Genomic DNA, 16,429 nt, shown 5'->3' on the forward strand with positions numbered 1-16,429 from the left:
ACTCGGATCACCCGCCGCCACCTCATTCGTTCCCGCTAATCCGCGATGAACCTTTTTTTATGCCGCTCTGCGGCCGCTGCACGGCTTCACGCCGCATGCAACAGGTTACGGGCCTGGCTGGCTCAACGCTGTCCGAGTAGGTAGCGACCCCCTCAGTCTTCCCGACGCCGTATGGCACTTCATTCCATAGCGATATTTTTTACTCTACGGTCTGGATAAATCTGTCCTGCACGCCGTCAATTGATCAAAACCACCAACCCGTTCCTCGTATGTCTCATTGCGGATTGTCGACAATCTGTCTACATTGCCCTTTAACCGCGAGAGATAAACCGGCTCACAAGGCCACCATGATGCCCGCCTAAACGGCGGAGCCTCCGCTCTCGCACGCGGTGACTGAATCCGCTTTTGGAACCAAAAGGAGTGTTCCATGAACGCTATGATGGCTCAGGGTGTTGAACTCATGCTTGTTGGCATGGGCGTTGTGTTTGTTTTTCTGATTGTGCTCGTGGCGGTCACTACCGCCATGTCGGCGCTGGTGCGAAAATTCGGTCGTGAGCCACAGGCTTCGACAGCACAACCGGTGCCCTCTCTCCCGCAGGACTTGCCGCCACCGGCGATTATCAAGGCCATTGAAAAAGCGGTGCAGCAGCACCGTCAGTCTTCCCTGTCATAAATACCGGATTATCCCCATGAGTGACCTGAAACCGTTGGGCATTACCGATGTGGTGCTGCGCGACGCCCACCAGTCCCTGTTTGCCACCCGCATGCGTCTGGATGACATGTTGCCGATTGCGGCAGCGCTTGATGATATTGGCTTCTGGTCGCTGGAATCATGGGGCGGCGCCACCTTTGACGCCTGCATCCGCTACCTGGGGGAAGACCCGTGGCAACGCATCCGTGAATTGAAGCAAGCCATGCCGAAAACACCGCAGCAAATGTTGCTGCGTGGGCAAAACCTGCTGGGCTATCGCCATTACGCGGATGACGTAGTGGACGCTTTTGTGGAACGTGCAGCCGAAAACGGCGTGGATGTGTTTCGAGTTTTCGATGCCATGAATGACATGCGCAACATTGAGCGGGCCATCGCCGCCGTGGTGAAACAGGGCAAGCATGCCCAGGGCACCATTGCGTACACGGTCAGCCCGGTGCACACCATGGACATGTGGGTGGAGCAGGGCAAAGTGATCGAACAGATGGGCGCCCATTCTGTTGCCATTAAAGACATGGCTGGCTTGTTGCGTCCTGGTGTGGCGTTCGAGCTGGTGACGCGCCTTAAAGCGTCCCTGAGTATTCCTGTGCACATGCAGTCCCATGCCACAACGGGCCTGTCCACCGCTACCGCGTTGAAAGCGGCAGAAGCGGGCATCGACAACGTGGACACCGCTATTTCGTCCATGTCGATGACCTACGGCCACAGCCCTACGGAATCGGTGGTTGCCATGCTGGAAGGCACGGACCGGGATACCGGGTTGGACATTAAAAAGCTTAACCACATCGCCGGTTATTTTCGTGAGGTGCGCAAAAAATACGCCGCCTTCGAGGGCAGCCTGCGCGGCGTGGACGCACGCATCCTGGTGGCGCAGGTGCCCGGCGGCATGCTCACCAACATGGAAAGCCAGCTGAAAGAGCAAGGCGCGGCAGACCGTTTTGATGAAGTGCTGCAGGAAATCCCCGGCGTCCGTGAAGATCTCGGTTTTATTCCTCTGGTAACGCCCACCTCGCAAATTGTTGGCACCCAGGCGGTGTTGAACGTGCTGTCCGGTGAACGCTATAAAGTGCTCAGCAAGGAAACCCGCGGCATTCTGCGAGGCGAATACGGCGCTGCCCCCGCACCCTACAATGCCGAGTTACAGAAACGGGCTCTGGACGGTGATGAGCCGGTTACCTGTCGCCCGGGGGATTTGCTCGACAACGAAATGGACAGCCTACGTGATGAAGTGCTGGCTCTGGCAAAGGACAAGGGCATGGCACTGGCGGAAGGGGATCGGTTAACCGATGACGTGCTCACCTATGCGTTGTTCCCGCAAATCGGACAACGGTTTCTGGAACACCGGGGCGATGCCACGGCGTTTGAAGCGGCACCGGGCGAAGGTAAAAACACCGGCAGCGGCGAAACCCAGTCAGAAGGGGTTTATACCGTTGAAGTGGATGGCCAGCAGTACACCGTGAAGGTTAACGAAGGCGGTGATGTCACCGACCTGCGCGCTGTGGGCGACACCTCTGCTGCCACATCGTCAGCACCGTCTTCGGGTAACCCGGCCAACAGCGTGCCGATTCCCGCGCCGTTGGCGGGCAATATTTTTCAGGTATTGGTGAAGCCCGGCGACCGGGTTAGCGAAGGCCAGAAAATCATGGTGCTGGAAGCCATGAAGATGGAAACCGATGTGTCCAGCACCGCTGCTGGCGTAGTGACGGAGATCGCAGTAAAAGAAGGCGATGCCGTGACCGTGGGGCAAACCCTGCTCAGCGTGGAGCCCGCCAATGGATAAGCTGCAAACCCTCTGGCACAGCACCGGGCTGTTTCACATGAGTGGCGGCCAGCTGGTCATGCTGTTGGTCTGCCTGGGCCTGTTGTGGCTGGCGATTCACAAGAAATTCGAGCCACTGTTGTTGCTGCCCATCGGCTTTGGTGGCCTGCTGGCCAACATTCCCATGGCTGGCTTGGCGGAATCGGCCATTAGTCAGGCGCTGCATTTTGGCTCTACAGAGCTGCTGGCTTCCATGGCCCAAGTGTTGGGCATGGATGCAGGGGCAGGGCGTGAGGCGCTTTATACGGCCGCTCAGGCGGCAGGCCCAGCAGTGCAAGACCAGCTGCATTATCTGGCGGGCAACGCCAACTATGGCGACGGGATTCTCTATCTTATTTATACCGTTGGCCTGACCACGGGGATCTTCCCGCTGCTGATTTTCATGGGCGTGGGCGCCATGACGGATTTTGGTCCGTTGCTGGCCAATCCGCGCACCCTGTTACTGGGCGCAGCCGCGCAATTCGGCATCTTCGCCGCCCTGCTCGGGGCGCTGGCACTGAATTTCCTGGGCATGGAGTTTTCTCTGTCCGATGCGGCAGCCATTGGCATTATCGGCGGCGCAGACGGTCCCACTTCCATCTATGTCACCACTAAGCTGGCCCCGCATCTGCTCGGCGCCATCGCGGTGGCAGCTTATTCCTACATGGCGCTGGTGCCGATTATTCAGCCACCCATCATTCGGGCGCTGACCTCGGAAAAAGAACGTCAGATCAAAATGGAACAACTGCGCCCGGTGAGCCAGGTGGAAAAAATCCTGTTCCCGATCCTCTTGCTGGTTCTGGTGGCGCTGGTGTTACCCGATGCCGCGCCACTGCTGGGCATGTTCTGCCTGGGTAACCTGATGAAAGAATCCGGGGTGGTGAACCGGTTGGTGGACACCACCAGCAATGCCCTGATCAATGTGGTCACCATCATGCTGGGGCTGGCCGTGGGCGCGAAACTCAGCGCCGACCAATTCTTGGTGATGGAAACCCTGGGTATCCTGGCCCTGGGCCTGGTGGCGTTCATGATTGGCACCGCCACCGGCGTGTTGATGGCCAAGCTGCTCAACCGCGTCAGCCGTCATCCGGTCAATCCCATCATTGGCGCCGCCGGCGTGTCCGCCGTGCCCATGGCGGCACGGGTGGCCAACAAGGTCGGGCTGGACGCCAACCCCCATAACTTCCTGCTTATGCACGCCATGGGCCCCAATGTGGCCGGCGTCATCGGCTCCGCAGTGGCCGCCGGTGTTCTGCTTAACTTCGCCGGCTGATCTTCCCCCCGCGTGGCGTCCGCGCCACGCGCTTCTTTCCTCTCCAATCCCATTGTAGGAGCACCTCTTGAGGTGCGAACCGCGCGAAGCGCGAAGAAAAGGATCCGACGGATCATCGGTAGAGTCAGAGATCCTGCCGGTTCTTCTGTTGTCGCAATAGGCGGCAAGGTGCAAAGCGGCCTTCGTTCGTGCCCTGGAAGAGAACGTCTACAAGTGCCAAGTGGGCATCTGGAAACGGGAGGGCCTTTGCTGCCATCGGGAACCCACACGGCTATAGTACGTCGAAGACGCAACACTTAGCCGGAGCCGCCTTTTGCCACTGACGTTACAAACCCTCACTGCAAAGCTTTATCAGATCCGCCATGTCTGGGCGCTGATCAGCTTTTCGCTGGGCCTGAGCAGCTATTTCCTGGTGGAACGCCAACCTTGGCTGGCGGCGGTGCTGACCGGGTTGCTGGTGTTCAGCTGGCTCTTGCTACTCACCGAGGGGATTTGGCAGAACAAGGTGATCGGCACCCGCTTTGATGGCTTACCCCAGGGCATGCTCAAGTTGGTGTTGCAGGCCGTGCACCAGGAGGCGTTCTTTTTCAGCCTGCCGTTTGTGCTGCTGCAATGGTCTGGCGGCGCGGAATATATTTTCTTCACCACTCTGGTAGTCAGTGCGGCGGCCATCAGCATCATCGACCCGGTCTACTTCTGGCTGTCCCGGCACCGGGCGCTGTATTTCGGCTTTCACGCCTGGGCGTTGTTTGTGGCGTTGTTGGTGTTGTTGCCGTTGATCTTTCACTGGAGTACGGATTCCGCGCTGGCTTGGGCTGGCTGGCTTACCGCGTTGTTTGCGTTGCCCAGCTTCTGGCGATTTGGTGGGCCGCGAAAATGGTTTCGTTGGCTCGGGCTGATCCTGGTCTCGTGCCTGATCGCGTTGTCCCCACGCTGGCTGGCCCCGCTGGTGCCACCGCTGACGTTGTCTCTGCAAGAACGGGCCGTTGCGTTGTCATTCAATCGCGCCGAGCGCAAGCCGCTGGTGAGTGGCGAGGTGTTCAGTGCCGATGAAGTGGCAGGGGGGCTGTATGCCTACACGGCTATCAAGGCGCCGCTGGGGCTGGGCCAGGAGGTGTATCACTACTGGTTTCACGATGGCGAACAGGTAGATCGGATTCCCTTGAAGGTCTCCGGTGGCCGTGAATCCGGTTTCCGCACCTGGTCCCATAAGCGCCATATTCCTGTGCCATCAGAAGGACGCTGGCGAGTAGAAGTACGTACCGGGGATAACCAGATCATCGGTGTGATGCGGTTTTATATCGAACCGTGATAGCAGAGCGACTGAGCCTGTCTCGCGCCGTTGTGGGAGCGGTGGTTCCACCGCGAATCGGCTTTATCGATGGTCTCCCGGCTTACCGGGAGCAGCCGTTCCCGTTATCGCTACCCCTGAGTGCTGCCATGCTCAACAGAACGCGCGATAGCTTTGTAGGATATGGCTTACAGAAAAAGCTAAACGGTTGATATAGAGTGATTTTCTGAACGGGGGAATATCGGTGGAAGTCAGAAAATAGGCCGCTTTTTCGAGTTTTGTCAGACGAGAAAAGTTCTTATCCTCGCTGTAAGAGCCTGACGGCCCAGCGAATTTCAGTATTTTCCCCAAAACTCATAAAAGAATTATGTCGAAGAAAGATATGTCGAATCGTTCGACTGAATACGCTGTTATGAAGAGTGAAAATGGACTTTGACGATATATTTGATGACGGCCTTGTTAAGGGTGCCATTCGCATCCTCGTTAAGGTTTTGCGCGCATTGCTGTTCATCGGCTGGAATTTACTATTTGAAGTAGTCGGCTGGACGATTGGCTGGCCAGTTTGGCGCATTCTTACGCTCGGTAAGTTCCCCAAGGAGCACATACGAAACCATGAGGACGCTCCGTGGGCCACTAGCTTGATCGTCGACCTTACCGGCCTCGCTATTCTGGCTGGAATAGTTGCCTGGCTTTCTCACTATGTGTAGATCCGTGGTTCATAACAAGGCAGAGCACGCGACAAGCGCGTGTCCGCGGCGTTACAAGGCATAAGATAATCCATCATGAAACGTGAAGCAGTATTAGAAGGTGTTGAATTAAATCCTCTCGGAGAAATTCGAATGGGATGTGATGCTTATGGAGTTACGCTTAAGACCAGTTTTGGTGACTTTGATATATTTAAAAATACACCAATTTTAATTGGCCATACTGATCACTCAAAATGTATAGAGCAATCGAAGTGTAATCGCTATTTGCTTCTTAGAGGCGAGTTCGGTACATATATTTTAGATATAAAAGACCAATCTATAAGTGTTTATAAAACGACAATTCGTGGAGAAAACAACGAATGGAGTGAAGAGCAAGCTATCTTTGGTAAAGATAAAACTCATATCAACGGCTTCTCTCGTCATTACTATCTTCAATTTCCATTTGTTAGGCAGGCTTCTTTTTATGAAGTACTTGGGAAATACGAAGTATTGCGGAAAGAACAAATACAGGCAGCAGTAGATGCCTTGTAACAAGAATATCAATGATCGCCAGCAAAGCTGGCTGGACGCGCAAAAAGCCGCGCGCCCATTATATTGGCGTTAGCGAGTGAAACCGGAGAGTCTATTTGGAGAACCAGCAACAATCTCACTTAGAGTCCATCAAGAAAGAGAGTGCCGAAGAAGGGCGTCAAATTCTGCGTATGCTGAAGTTGACGCCGTTGATTGTATTCTACGGCATGTATGTCTCTGGCATTTATAAATCAGAAGGATTTTTGTCTGCTTCAGTTTCCTGGATGTGGATTATTTTTTTGGTTATCGGTTGGCCGAAAGGCTTCATAAAGCAAACGGGGTTGGCTGTGGTTTTTGGGGTTATTCTTCCTTTTATTGTGCTGCCGTATTTGGGTCATTTATAGAGGTGCCAGCCATGTACACTGCTAACAATGCCATGCATGCGACAAGCGCTGATGGCGGACGTTAAAGTCAGCTTCCCTATAAGCTCGCACCTTCTCAAAACCTAAAACCGCACCTTCCCTAACGGCACCAACAACACCGCCGCGCCAATCAACGCCGCCGCTGCCCCCAACAACCCGGGCGCAAAACTGCCGCTACTTTCCAGTAACCGCGCCGTCACCACGGGCCCTAGTATCTGCCCGACGCCATAGCATGCCGTCAGTGCACCCAGGGCGGCGCTGGCGGCGTGGGGGGCGAGCTGGCGGCCGCAGTACATACTCAGGGCAACCACGGCGGTAAAGGTGCCGCCCACCAGCAGGCCGCTGACGACCAGCCCGGTGAGGCCGGGTAGCCAGGCGGGGGCGCTGACGCCTACTGCTTGCACCAGCAGCGCGGTCATCAGGGCGTTGCGTTCGCTGGTGTGGCTGGCGAGCTTGCCCCACAGCAGGTTGGCGGGCACCGCGGCCAGGCCTACGGCCAGCCAGGTATAGAAGGCGGCGCTGTCCAGGCCCGGCAGTTGCGCCTTGGCGATCACCGGCAGGTAGGTGGTGCTGGTGATATAGCCAAAACCGGCCAGGGTGTAGCTGGCGATCAGAAAGCCCAGGGCCGAGCGGTTCACGGGCGCGCGTTCGTGCTGGCTGTGTTTGGCGTGGGGCAGGGCGGGGATGCGGCGCAGCAGCGGCAGCAGGATCAGGGCCAGGGCGCCGCAGGCCAGCCACATGGTGGCGTAGCTGCCGTGCAGGCGTTCAATAAAGGCAACGGTGAGGGCGGCGATGCTGATGCCCAGGCCGATGCCGGCATAGTGAATATTGCCCAGCCGGGCACGCAGATGGTTGGGCATGGCGCCCAGTACCAGCGCGGAGCCGTTGACCATAATGATGGCGCTGGCCACACCCGCGAGAAACCGGTTAATGGCCCAGGGCGTGAAGGTGGTGCTCAGGCCCATAAGGATGCTGGTGATTACGCTTGCCCACAGTGCCAGCCAGAACGCCGTGCGTGCCCGGTGGGCCGGCACTGCCATGGCGAGCATGGCACCGGCCAGGTAGCCCCCATAGTTGATAGCCGCCAGGTAACCGCCACTGACAGCGGTGAGCATTGTCTCGGCAATCATGTCGGGCAGGGCCGGGGTGAACAGGAAGCGGCCAATGCCCAAGGCAATAACCAGACTGAAGGCGCCGGCTATCGCAGTGAGCAGGTGATCTCTTTCGGTGGTCGTCACGCAGTGTCTCGCAGGCAATCAAATGGGAAGGCGAAGTCGGGAAAACCAATATAGGGCGATGTGCCGGGTCTCTCCGATAATCCAGCGCGCAGCCTAACAGGCCGTGGCGTTTTCGGCTTCATCATTCGAATGATGTTCATTATTCACCCCAGTGATAAATGCGGCTTTGGTCGCAAAGGCTCCCAGGCAGTGCGTGGTTTTTTTACCAGGGCGGGGCAAAGCGCGGTGTTTGTGGGCGCAAACCGCTGTTGCAACAAAGAGGTGATGCATTTTGGTGAGCCGGGGCTGACTCACAACGGTGCTGGCTGGGCAATAAACGGGCGCGGGAAATTGGGGTGGTGGTTAGCTTTACCGTTAAGTCGATGAAAACCAAGACATTTAAAAACTGGCACAGCATTTGCGTTATGACAGGGTAAGCACAGTGGCAATGCTGTGCAGACAACCATCTTCGTGGCCAACGGCGGCCACGAGCAGATTCGAGCAAAGGCGCTCAGAGGACCCGGCCAACGAAGGCGGGGGGCTTTGAGCGCTTTTTTTATGCCTGAAAAAAAACGGGCAGACGAGGGAAGGATGATGAACGGTTTCAAAAAAACATTTTGTGGCGTGTTGGCCGCGATGACGTTGGGCCTGTCGGCTACCTCCGTGGCGGATGATGCGCTGGGCTGGCCGGAGAAGGCGGATCTCAAGTTCGGTTTTATCAAACTCACCGATATGGCTCCGCTGGCCATCGCTTACGAGAAAGGCTACTTCGAGGAAGAAGGCCTGTTTGTGACCCTGGAAGCCCAGGCCAACTGGAAAGTCCTGCTGGACCGGGTCATCGACGGTCAGCTGGATGGTGCTTATCGCCGCCGAGATGCTGGCGCAGAACCCGGGGCTGGGGAAATTCGTCTGGGATGAATTCCAGAACGGCAGCTCCCAGTCTTTGGGCCGGATCATGGTGGCGGTGATCGTGATTGGCCTGATCGGCTTCCTGCTGGATCGCCTGATGCTCATGCTGCAGCGCGCTCTGGTGTGGGACAAATCTTCGGTACAGCGTTAAGCCATCAGGTGAGGAGAAAAAACATGAAAGCATTACTGGAACTCTCCAATGTCGGCATGAAATTCGATACGCCAAAAGGCCAGTTCGAAGCGCTGAAGGATGTGAATCTGAAAATTGAGTCCGGCGAATTCGTCTCTCTGATCGGTCACTCCGGTTGCGGCAAATCCACCGTGCTCAACATTGTCGCGGGCCTGCTTCAAGCCACCGATGGTGGCGTGATTCTGGACAAGCACGAAGTCACTGAACCCGGCCCGGAACGGGCCGTGGTGTTCCAGAACCATTCGCTGCTGCCCTGGCTGACCTCGTTCGAAAATGTGGAGCTGGCGGTCAAACAGGTCTTCAAGAAGACCAAAAGCAAAGCGGAAATTCGTGACTGGGTGGAGCATAACCTGGAGCTGGTGCACATGGCGCACGCCATGCACAAAAAACCGGATGAAATTTCCGGTGGCATGAAGCAGCGCGTGGGCATTGCCCGGGCCCTGGCCATGCAGCCCCAGGTGCTGCTGATGGACGAGCCTTTCGGTGCTCTCGACGCGCTGACCCGGGCTCATCTGCAGGATTCCCTGATGGAGATCCATGCCCAACTGGGTACTACGGTGATCATGATTACCCACGATGTGGACGAGGCGGTGTTGTTGTCCGACCGCATTGTGATGATGACCAATGGGCCGTCCGCCACCATCGGCGAGATTCTGGATGTGAAGGTGCCGCGTCCACGGGATCGCCTGGCCCTGGCGGACGACCCCACCTTCGTCCGTTGTCGTCAGCAGGTGCTGCAATTCCTGTACGAGAAACAGCGCAAGGTGGAGCCGCTGCCCAAGCGTACTGACGCTGAGTCTGGCGCCGTGCGAAAACGGGCCTGATAACCGTTTATGACTGATTTGATTCGCCTGCTTTTTTCGCACACGGAAAAGCGGGCAGGGGGAAGGTGTGCCTGATTTCAGCACATCACTGTTTTTTATTTTGAGACGTTACATCGAGGAAATGACCATGAAATATTCTGCCATTGCTGCCGGCGTTATCCTTTCCACGCTTGGCTTTTCGGGGGCGGTTCACGCCGAAGACGATGCGTTTATCACTGCGTTGAAAGAAGGCAAGCCGCTGCTGAACCTGCGCTTGCGCCATGAGGAAGTGGATAGCGACGGCGCCGCAGAAGATGCCCAGGCACTCACCCTGCGCACCCGGCTGGGCTACCAGAGCGGTACGCTGCACGGTTTTGATGTGATGGGGGAGTTTGAAGACACCCGCATTGTTGGAAAAGTCGATAACTTTGCGCCGCACATGACGGGTTACCCGGTGATCGCCGATCCGGAAGTCACCGAGCTGAACCGCGCCGCAGTCCGTTATACCGGTAGCGATGCCCTCGACGGCCTGGTGGCCACCTATGGTCGCCAGCGCATCATTTACGACAACGCTCGCTTCGTCGGCAACGTGGGCTGGCGCCAGGATGAACAGACCTTTGATGGTGCGCGGATCGATTACGGCATCAGTGATTTCAGTGTCTCTGCGGCCCATCTGACCCAGGTGAACGGCATTACGCCGGGGTTTGATGCCAATGTGACCAACAATCTTTTCAATGCCAGCTGGGCGGGCATGCCGGGTGGCTCGCTAACCGCGTACGCCTACTTGCTGGAAACCGATAACGTAACCGACTCGCAGAACGATACCTACGGTGTGCGTTATGCCGGTGCTTTCGATCTGGATGCGGTAAAGCTGTTGCTCACGCTGGAAGGGGCTCAGCAGGAAGTGGAAGCCGGTGATACCGACTATTACTTTGCCGAGCTGGGCGCAGAGGTGGCCGGAGTAACGGTAAAAGTGGCACAGGAAGTGCTTGGTTCAGATGACGGCATGGTGGCTTTCCAGACACCGTTGGCGACCAAGCATGCCTTCAACGGGTGGGCGGACCAGTTCCTGGCCACACCGGCGGACGGCCTGAAAGACAGCTTTGTCAGCGTCGGTACCAAACTGGCGGGCTTCAAGATGGCGGCGGTGTATCACGATTTCCAGGCCGAAGAAGGTAGCAGTGACTACGGTACGGAAACCAACCTGCTGCTGGCACGGCCCATCGGCAAGCACTATGTGGTGGGCCTGAAATATGCCGACTACAGCGCCGATGATTTCGGCACCGATACACAGAAACTGTGGGCCTGGGCCGAACTGAAACTCTGAGCTCGACGTCAGCAACCTTCATCAAAACCGTTACGGAGGTGAAAGGTGGAAGCACGACAGTTTTTTCCTGACAGCGAGATACCGCAAAGCGAAGCGGAGCGGCCGTTAATCATTGTCGGTAACGGCCCGGCGGGAATGCAGTGTCTGGTAGAGCTGCGACGTCGCGGCCTTACCACGCCGGTCAAGCTGTTCGGCGAGGAAGACTGGGCGCCCTATGATCGCGTCAAACTATCCACCTTTCTGTCCGGCTCCACCGGTTTTGATGATCTGACCAACTTGCCCGCCGAACTGGATGCGGATGTGGAGCATCTGGTGGGGCGGGCCATTATTGCAATCAATCCGGCACGGCGCTGGGTTGAAGACAGCCTTGGGCAACGCCACCCCTACAGCCGGCTGGTGCTGGCGCTGGGGAGTGAGGCTCATATTCCCGGTATTCCCGGGACAGAACTTTCCGGCGTGCTGCGTTTCCGTGATATGGACGATGCCCAAGCACTGATGGCACGCCGTCTACGCAGCACCCATACCGTGGTGATTGGTGGTGGCCTGCTTGGTATCGAGGCTGCCCATAGTCTGTGCCGCTTTGGTACCAAGGTTACCCTGATCCAGCACGCTGACCGGTTGATGAACCGGCAACTGGATTCAGAGGCCGCCGACATGGTGGCCGACAGCCTTGCCCGGGCGGGTGTGGATGTGCGTCTGCATGCCCGCGTGAAAAGCGTGAAAGGGCGTGAACGGGTTGAAGGCGTGCGTCTGGCGGACGACCAGGTGTTGCCCTGTGACACCGTGGTGTTTGCCACCGGCATTGCCCCGCGCACCGCGCTGGCCCGCCGGGCGGGTATCACTGTGGCGAGTGGCATTCGTGTTAATGCCAGCATGCAGACATCCAACCCCTACATCTATGCCGTGGGGGAATGTGCCCAGTTTCAGGATCGGGTATGCGGGTTGGTTATGCCGGCCCTGCAACAGGCTCGGGTGGCAGCGGCCAATCTGGCCGGGGAAGCGGTCAGCTACATGCCGGTGGCGGACAGCACCTGGCTCAAGGTGCTGTCGCTGGAAGTCTTCAGTGCCGGCCTGTTCAGTGATGAAGAGCGTGGCCTGGTGCATCGCACTCTGGTTTATCGCGACCGTGAAAAGGGCATCTATCGCGCGCTGATGGTGCGTACCGGGCGGGTGGTCGGCACGGTATCGGTGGGGCCCTGGCCGGAACGTCAACAGGTGCTCAATCGCATCCGCGATGGCAAGCGCCTGTGGCCCTGGCAGGTCGGCCGCTTTGTACTGACGGGAAATCCGGGTGACAGCAACGACCAATCCGTGGGGCAGTGGCCGACTGCGACGGTGGTGTGCCAATGCCGTGGCCTGACCCGGGGGCAGTTACAGGAATATCTGGATCGCGGCGTCACCGCGGTGACGGATCTGAAGCAGGCGAGTGGAGCTGCCACTGTCTGTGGCGGTTGCGAGCCGCTTCTGGACAGCCTTTGTGGCGGGCAGGGCGCTGCCAAACGGAGTGTGCCCGGCGGTCGAAGCCTGGCCATTATTGCCGCCCTGTCTGCTGTTTTCCTGGGGGTCGCGTTATGGCTTCCGCCACCGATGCCGGCCACCTCGGTATTGGAAATGGGGTTCTTCGAGCAGGTTTCCCGCAACCCTCTATGGCGACAGTGGAGTGGCTATGCGGTGCTGATCGCTTCACTGCTTTTACTGCTGATGTCATTGAAAAAGCGCTTTCCCGGTTTGCCGATGGGGGGATTCAGCGGGTGGCGTATTGCCCATGCCGCACTCGGGGCGATGGCGCTGGCGCTGCTTTACGGGCACACCGGTTTTTCCCTGGGGGACAACCTGAATCGCTGGCTGATGCTGAGCTTTCTGGGCGTGGGAATAGTGGGGATTACGGCAGCCCTGTTGACCCGGTTGCAGGGCTCGGTTCCGGCCATGGGGCGGCTGCGTCAGGGCAGTACCTGGTTGCATATTCTGGTGTGCTGGCCGCTACCTGCGCTGCTGGTGTTTCACATCCTGTCTGCGTACTACTTCTAGGGGAATGCCTGTGGGGAAGCCGGGGATCAAGACACTGTGGTGGGGGCTATGGCTGCTGGGGTCGCTGGCACTGGCGGTCTGGCTTGGCATGTTGTTGCTGGATAACGATGCTTCCAAAAGCGTGTTTCTTCCCGGCGCCATGACCCATGGCCATCACCAGATTGAGCTGCAATGCAGTGCTTGCCATGACGATGGTTTCGATAGCCAGGATGTGCTGCAAAACGCTTGCGTAAATTGTCACGGCGAACAACTTTCCGATGCCCGGGACTCGCACCCGAAATCCAAATTTACGGATCCGCGCAATGCTAACCGGCTGGCCAATGTGGATGCCCGTTATTGCGTGTCCTGCCATGTGGAGCACCGCCCTGAGCTGGACGTGGGTATGGGGGTGACGCTGCCCATGGATATGTGTGTGCATTGTCATCAGGACATTGCCGAAGATCGCCCCAGCCACGAAGGCATGGCATTCGATACCTGTGCCAGCGCCGGCTGCCATAACTTCCATGACAACCTGGCGCTCTATGAAGATTTCCTGCTCGCCCATGCCGATGAACCCTGGCTCAGTGAGCGCCCTCGCCTGACCCCCCGCAACCTGGCCAGCCGGATGAGCGACGCGGATCTGGTTGCCCTGATACAAGGTTCCGGGAAGCCACCCGCAGACAAAACCGTGCCGGAGCACTGGGATGGCAACGCCCATGCGGAAGCCGGAGTGACCTGTACTGCCTGTCATGGTGCTGCCAATCAATGGGTCGACAAGCCGGCGCCGCTGCAGTGCGTCCAGTGTCATGAGCAGGAAAGTGAGGGTTTCTTCCAGGGTCGCCACGGCATGCGACTGGCCATGGAGTTATCACCGATGACGCCATCGCAGTCGGTGCTGAACATGCATGTGGAAGCCAGCCACCGGGAGCTCACCTGTATCAGTTGTCATGGTGCCCATGACTTCGACACCCAAAAAGCTGCCGTGGATAGCTGCCTGGGCTGCCACAACGATGAACACAGCAACGAATACCTGCGCTCCAGCCACCATCGATTATGGCAAGCGGAAAAACGCGGCGAGCTTCCCCCGGGCAGTGGCGTCACCTGCGCCACCTGCCATATGCCCCGGGAAACCCATGGTGATGATGTGCTGGTGCAACACAACCAGAGCCTGACCCTGCGCCCGGTGGAAAAAATGATTCGCCCGGTGTGCATGCAATGCCACGGGCTGGAATTCGCCATTGATGCGCTGGCTGATCCGCATCTGGTGGAAAAGAACTTTCAGGGCAAACCCGAACACCATGTGCCATCGGTGGATATGGCCGTGGAACGAGACAAGGCCCGGGAAGGAAAGCGAGGACCGTACTGATACTGACTTTTCATTCAGAGGTTCCTGAACCTGAGGAGGTAACACCCATGCAATATTCAAGAACGTTGTTCGCTACAGCCGTGGCCACACTACTGTTAAGTGCCTGCGGGGGCGGCCAGGAAAGCAAACCTGCCGTCGGTATCGATCCACAGGTCTATACCGATTCCCTGTTCGCAGTGATGAACGCAGACCGCACCAATTACACCAAGATGATCATCGGGCGATTGGGCCCGGCAGGTGCCGACAGCATCAAGCCCCATGAGTACTGGGAAGACCTGGAGAACGGTGCACCGCTGCCGGCGCAGATGTTCCGTTACGGGGCGGAAGCGGTGGCCGAGGTATCCAGTGACTTTTCCTATTCCTTGCAGTCACTGTGGCCCATCAATTCACAAAATGCGCCCAAAACAGAGCTGGAAAAAGAAGGGTTGCAGTACATCGTCGATAACCCGGGCAAAAACTTTTACGGCACCGAGGCTCTTGGCGACACGACCTACTACACGGCGGTATACCCGGATGTGGCGGTGGCCGCCCCGTGCGCGGCTTGTCATAACAACCACAAGGACTCTCCCAAAACGGATTTCGAGCTGGGCGATGTGATGGGTGGCGTGGTGATTCGCGTACCGATGTAAGTCAACCGCTTGCACGCAGACGCGTGCAAGCACTCACCCGATAAAGGGAGAAATAGCATGACACCGGAACAGATTTCGCGGGTTCAGGATAGCTGGCAGCAAGTGGAAGGCATTGCCGATCAGGCTGCCGCGCTGTTCTACCAGCGCTTGTTTAGCCAGGACCCGGCACTGAAGCCGCTCTTCAAGGGCAACATGGAAGAGCAGGGCAGGAAGCTGATGAGCATGATCGGGGTGGCGGTAAAGGGGCTCGACCGGCTCGACAGCATTGTTCCTGCGGTACAGAAGCTGGGGGAGCGCCATAAGGGTTACGGCGTCAAACCAGAGGATTACAACACGGTGGGACAGGCTTTGCTCTGGACTCTGGATCAGGGCCTGGGGGATGCCTTTGATGCTGAAACCGAATCGGCCTGGGCCGCGGCCTACACCCTGCTGGCCAGCACCATGATGGATGCAGCGGACTATTGAGCTGCGTAGGCCCGGCAGCGCCGTTTTGGCGCCGTAGAGTGCACCGCTATGGTGCGCTTTGCGGGGGCTGTTGTGGTGAAAATGGAATGGCAAACAAAAACAGCGAGTTAAACGACCAATGACTGGCACAACCGTTGCAAACCAATCCAGTAACACTCAATCCCTGGATGCTTCCGACACTATGGCCCTGAAAATCATGCTGGTGGATGACCAGCCACCGCGCGCCGCGATTCTGGAGCGTGCCCTGATCGACGAAGGGCACGAGATTCTCTGTCGTCTGACCAGTGCTGCCGGGCTGGCGGAGAAGGTGCATTCCAGCAACCCGGATGTGGTGATCGTGGATATGGACGCGCCGGACCGGGACACCCTGGAGAGCATGGCACTGGTGCAGCGGGATATCCCGCGGCCCATGGTCATGTTCTGCAACCAGGACGACGAAGATCTGATTGTGGCGGCCCTGCGTGCCGGCGTCAGTGCCTATGTGGCCGGGGAAACCGATCTGGCCAGGGTGCGCGGCGTGATGCGCGTGGCCACCGCCCGTTTCCGGGAATACCAGGCGCTGCGCGAAGAGCTGGAACAGACTCGCGAAGCGCTGGCCGAGCGAAAGGTTATTGAGCGGGCCAAAGGGCTGTTAATGCAGCGCCGTCGGCTCAATGAACAAGATGCCTACAGCACCCTGCGCCGCCAGGCCATGAACAGCGGGCAGCCGCTGATCCAGGTGGCCCAGTCGGTGCTGGATTATGCCGAAATGCTCAAGGCGCAAGGGTGAAGAACGCCAGATGCTGGACGCCGGCAGCCTGACGCAA

Annotated in this window: 15 protein-coding genes and 2 pseudogenes; 16 read left to right on the forward strand and 1 reads right to left on the reverse strand. The window is 57.9% G+C overall.

Annotated elements, in window-relative coordinates; genetic code table 11:
* Positions 1 to 427 precede the first annotated feature (427 nt).
* The 7 genes from ABNH18_RS02005 (at position 428) to ABNH18_RS02035 (ending at position 6,692) form a co-directional block, all read left to right on the forward strand.
* The gene (locus tag ABNH18_RS02005; RefSeq protein WP_349381207.1) at positions 428 to 673 is read left to right on the forward strand and encodes an OadG family protein; all 246 of its coding nucleotides are present in this window, start codon (positions 428 to 430) and stop codon (positions 671 to 673) included.
* A gap of 16 nt (positions 674 to 689) precedes the next feature.
* On the forward strand, positions 690 to 2,489 hold the full coding sequence (gene oadA, locus ABNH18_RS02010; protein ID WP_349381208.1) for a sodium-extruding oxaloacetate decarboxylase subunit alpha: 1,800 nt from the start codon (positions 690 to 692) through the stop codon (positions 2,487 to 2,489).
* The gene (locus tag ABNH18_RS02015; RefSeq protein ID WP_349381209.1) at positions 2,482 to 3,780 is read left to right on the forward strand and encodes a sodium ion-translocating decarboxylase subunit beta; all 1,299 of its coding nucleotides are present in this window, start codon (positions 2,482 to 2,484) and stop codon (positions 3,778 to 3,780) included. The genes oadA and ABNH18_RS02015 overlap by 8 nt, the downstream gene beginning before the upstream one ends.
* Positions 3,781 to 4,093: 313 nt before the next feature.
* The gene (locus tag ABNH18_RS02020; protein WP_349381210.1) at positions 4,094 to 5,092 is read left to right on the forward strand and encodes a DUF5924 family protein; all 999 of its coding nucleotides are present in this window, start codon (positions 4,094 to 4,096) and stop codon (positions 5,090 to 5,092) included.
* A 404-nt stretch (positions 5,093 to 5,496) separates the two neighbouring features.
* Positions 5,497 to 5,778, forward strand: coding sequence for a hypothetical protein (locus tag ABNH18_RS02025; RefSeq protein WP_349381211.1), 282 nt, complete (start codon positions 5,497 to 5,499; stop codon positions 5,776 to 5,778).
* A gap of 75 nt (positions 5,779 to 5,853) precedes the next feature.
* Positions 5,854 to 6,309: a hypothetical protein gene (locus tag ABNH18_RS02030; protein WP_349381212.1), complete on the forward strand. Its 456-nt coding sequence runs from the start codon at positions 5,854 to 5,856 to the stop codon at positions 6,307 to 6,309.
* A 95-nt stretch (positions 6,310 to 6,404) separates the two neighbouring features.
* Entirely contained in the window at positions 6,405 to 6,692 is a 288-nt protein-coding gene (locus ABNH18_RS02035) for a hypothetical protein (protein WP_349381213.1), read from the forward strand.
* Positions 6,693 to 6,793: 101 nt separating this feature from the next.
* On the opposite strand, the gene ABNH18_RS02040 is transcribed toward ABNH18_RS02035, so the two are convergent.
* Positions 6,794 to 7,948, reverse strand: a complete 1,155-nt coding sequence (locus ABNH18_RS02040) for a YbfB/YjiJ family MFS transporter (protein WP_349381214.1) — start codon at positions 7,946 to 7,948, stop codon at positions 6,794 to 6,796.
* 615 nt (positions 7,949 to 8,563) lie between these two features.
* On the opposite strand from ABNH18_RS02040, the pseudogene ABNH18_RS02045 reads away from it, so the two are divergent.
* The 9 genes and pseudogenes from ABNH18_RS02045 to ABNH18_RS02085 form a co-directional block, all read left to right on the forward strand.
* A pseudogene (locus tag ABNH18_RS02045) lies at positions 8,564 to 8,791 on the forward strand (ABC transporter substrate-binding protein); the annotation flags it as partial.
* A pseudogene (locus ABNH18_RS02050) lies at positions 8,772 to 8,987 on the forward strand (ABC transporter permease); the annotation flags it as partial. The pseudogenes ABNH18_RS02045 and ABNH18_RS02050, both read left to right, overlap by 20 nt.
* A gap of 23 nt (positions 8,988 to 9,010) precedes the next feature.
* On the forward strand, positions 9,011 to 9,850 hold the full coding sequence (locus ABNH18_RS02055) for an ABC transporter ATP-binding protein (RefSeq protein WP_349381215.1): 840 nt from the start codon (positions 9,011 to 9,013) through the stop codon (positions 9,848 to 9,850).
* A gap of 127 nt (positions 9,851 to 9,977) precedes the next feature.
* The gene (locus tag ABNH18_RS02060) at positions 9,978 to 11,156 is read left to right on the forward strand and encodes an alginate export family protein (protein WP_349381216.1); all 1,179 of its coding nucleotides are present in this window, start codon (positions 9,978 to 9,980) and stop codon (positions 11,154 to 11,156) included.
* 45 nt (positions 11,157 to 11,201) lie between these two features.
* A complete protein-coding gene (locus ABNH18_RS02065; protein WP_349381217.1) occupies positions 11,202 to 13,184 on the forward strand; it encodes an FAD-dependent oxidoreductase in 1,983 nt (660 codons plus the stop codon).
* Between the two features lie 10 nt (positions 13,185 to 13,194).
* On the forward strand, positions 13,195 to 14,529 hold the full coding sequence (locus tag ABNH18_RS02070; RefSeq protein WP_349381218.1) for a cytochrome c3 family protein: 1,335 nt from the start codon (positions 13,195 to 13,197) through the stop codon (positions 14,527 to 14,529).
* Between the two features lie 47 nt (positions 14,530 to 14,576).
* Entirely contained in the window at positions 14,577 to 15,158 is a 582-nt protein-coding gene (locus tag ABNH18_RS02075) for a Tll0287-like domain-containing protein (RefSeq protein ID WP_349381219.1), read from the forward strand.
* Positions 15,159 to 15,215: 57 nt separating this feature from the next.
* Complete coding sequence (locus tag ABNH18_RS02080; RefSeq protein ID WP_349381220.1) at positions 15,216 to 15,623, forward strand: globin family protein; 408 nt, start codon at positions 15,216 to 15,218, stop codon at positions 15,621 to 15,623.
* Positions 15,624 to 15,741: 118 nt separating this feature from the next.
* Positions 15,742 to 16,392 (forward strand): ANTAR domain-containing response regulator, encoded by a 651-nt coding sequence (locus ABNH18_RS02085; protein WP_349381221.1) that lies wholly within the window; start codon positions 15,742 to 15,744, stop codon positions 16,390 to 16,392.
* Positions 16,393 to 16,429: the final 37 nt, after the last annotated feature.

It is taken from the genome of Alcanivorax sp., assembly GCF_040118815.1.
Classification (GTDB): Bacteria; Pseudomonadota; Gammaproteobacteria; order Pseudomonadales; family Alcanivoracaceae; genus Alcanivorax.

Excerpts from the sequence above, each read along its gene's own strand:
- ABNH18_RS02005 (WP_349381207.1), top strand. The coding sequence starts at position 428 with ATGAACGCTATGATGGCTCAGGGTGTTGAACTCATGCTTGTTGGCATG.
- oadA (WP_349381208.1), top strand. The coding sequence starts at position 690 with ATGAGTGACCTGAAACCGTTGGGCATTACCGATGTGGTGCTGCGCGAC.
- ABNH18_RS02015 (WP_349381209.1), top strand. The coding sequence starts at position 2,482 with ATGGATAAGCTGCAAACCCTCTGGCACAGCACCGGGCTGTTTCACATG.
- ABNH18_RS02025 (WP_349381211.1), top strand. The coding sequence starts at position 5,497 with ATGGACTTTGACGATATATTTGATGACGGCCTTGTTAAGGGTGCCATT.
- ABNH18_RS02030 (WP_349381212.1), top strand. The coding sequence starts at position 5,854 with ATGAAACGTGAAGCAGTATTAGAAGGTGTTGAATTAAATCCTCTCGGA.
- ABNH18_RS02055 (WP_349381215.1), top strand. The coding sequence starts at position 9,011 with ATGAAAGCATTACTGGAACTCTCCAATGTCGGCATGAAATTCGATACG.
- ABNH18_RS02060 (WP_349381216.1), top strand. The coding sequence starts at position 9,978 with ATGAAATATTCTGCCATTGCTGCCGGCGTTATCCTTTCCACGCTTGGC.
- ABNH18_RS02075 (WP_349381219.1), top strand. The coding sequence starts at position 14,577 with ATGCAATATTCAAGAACGTTGTTCGCTACAGCCGTGGCCACACTACTG.
- ABNH18_RS02080 (WP_349381220.1), top strand. The coding sequence starts at position 15,216 with ATGACACCGGAACAGATTTCGCGGGTTCAGGATAGCTGGCAGCAAGTG.
- ABNH18_RS02085 (WP_349381221.1), top strand. The coding sequence starts at position 15,742 with ATGACTGGCACAACCGTTGCAAACCAATCCAGTAACACTCAATCCCTG.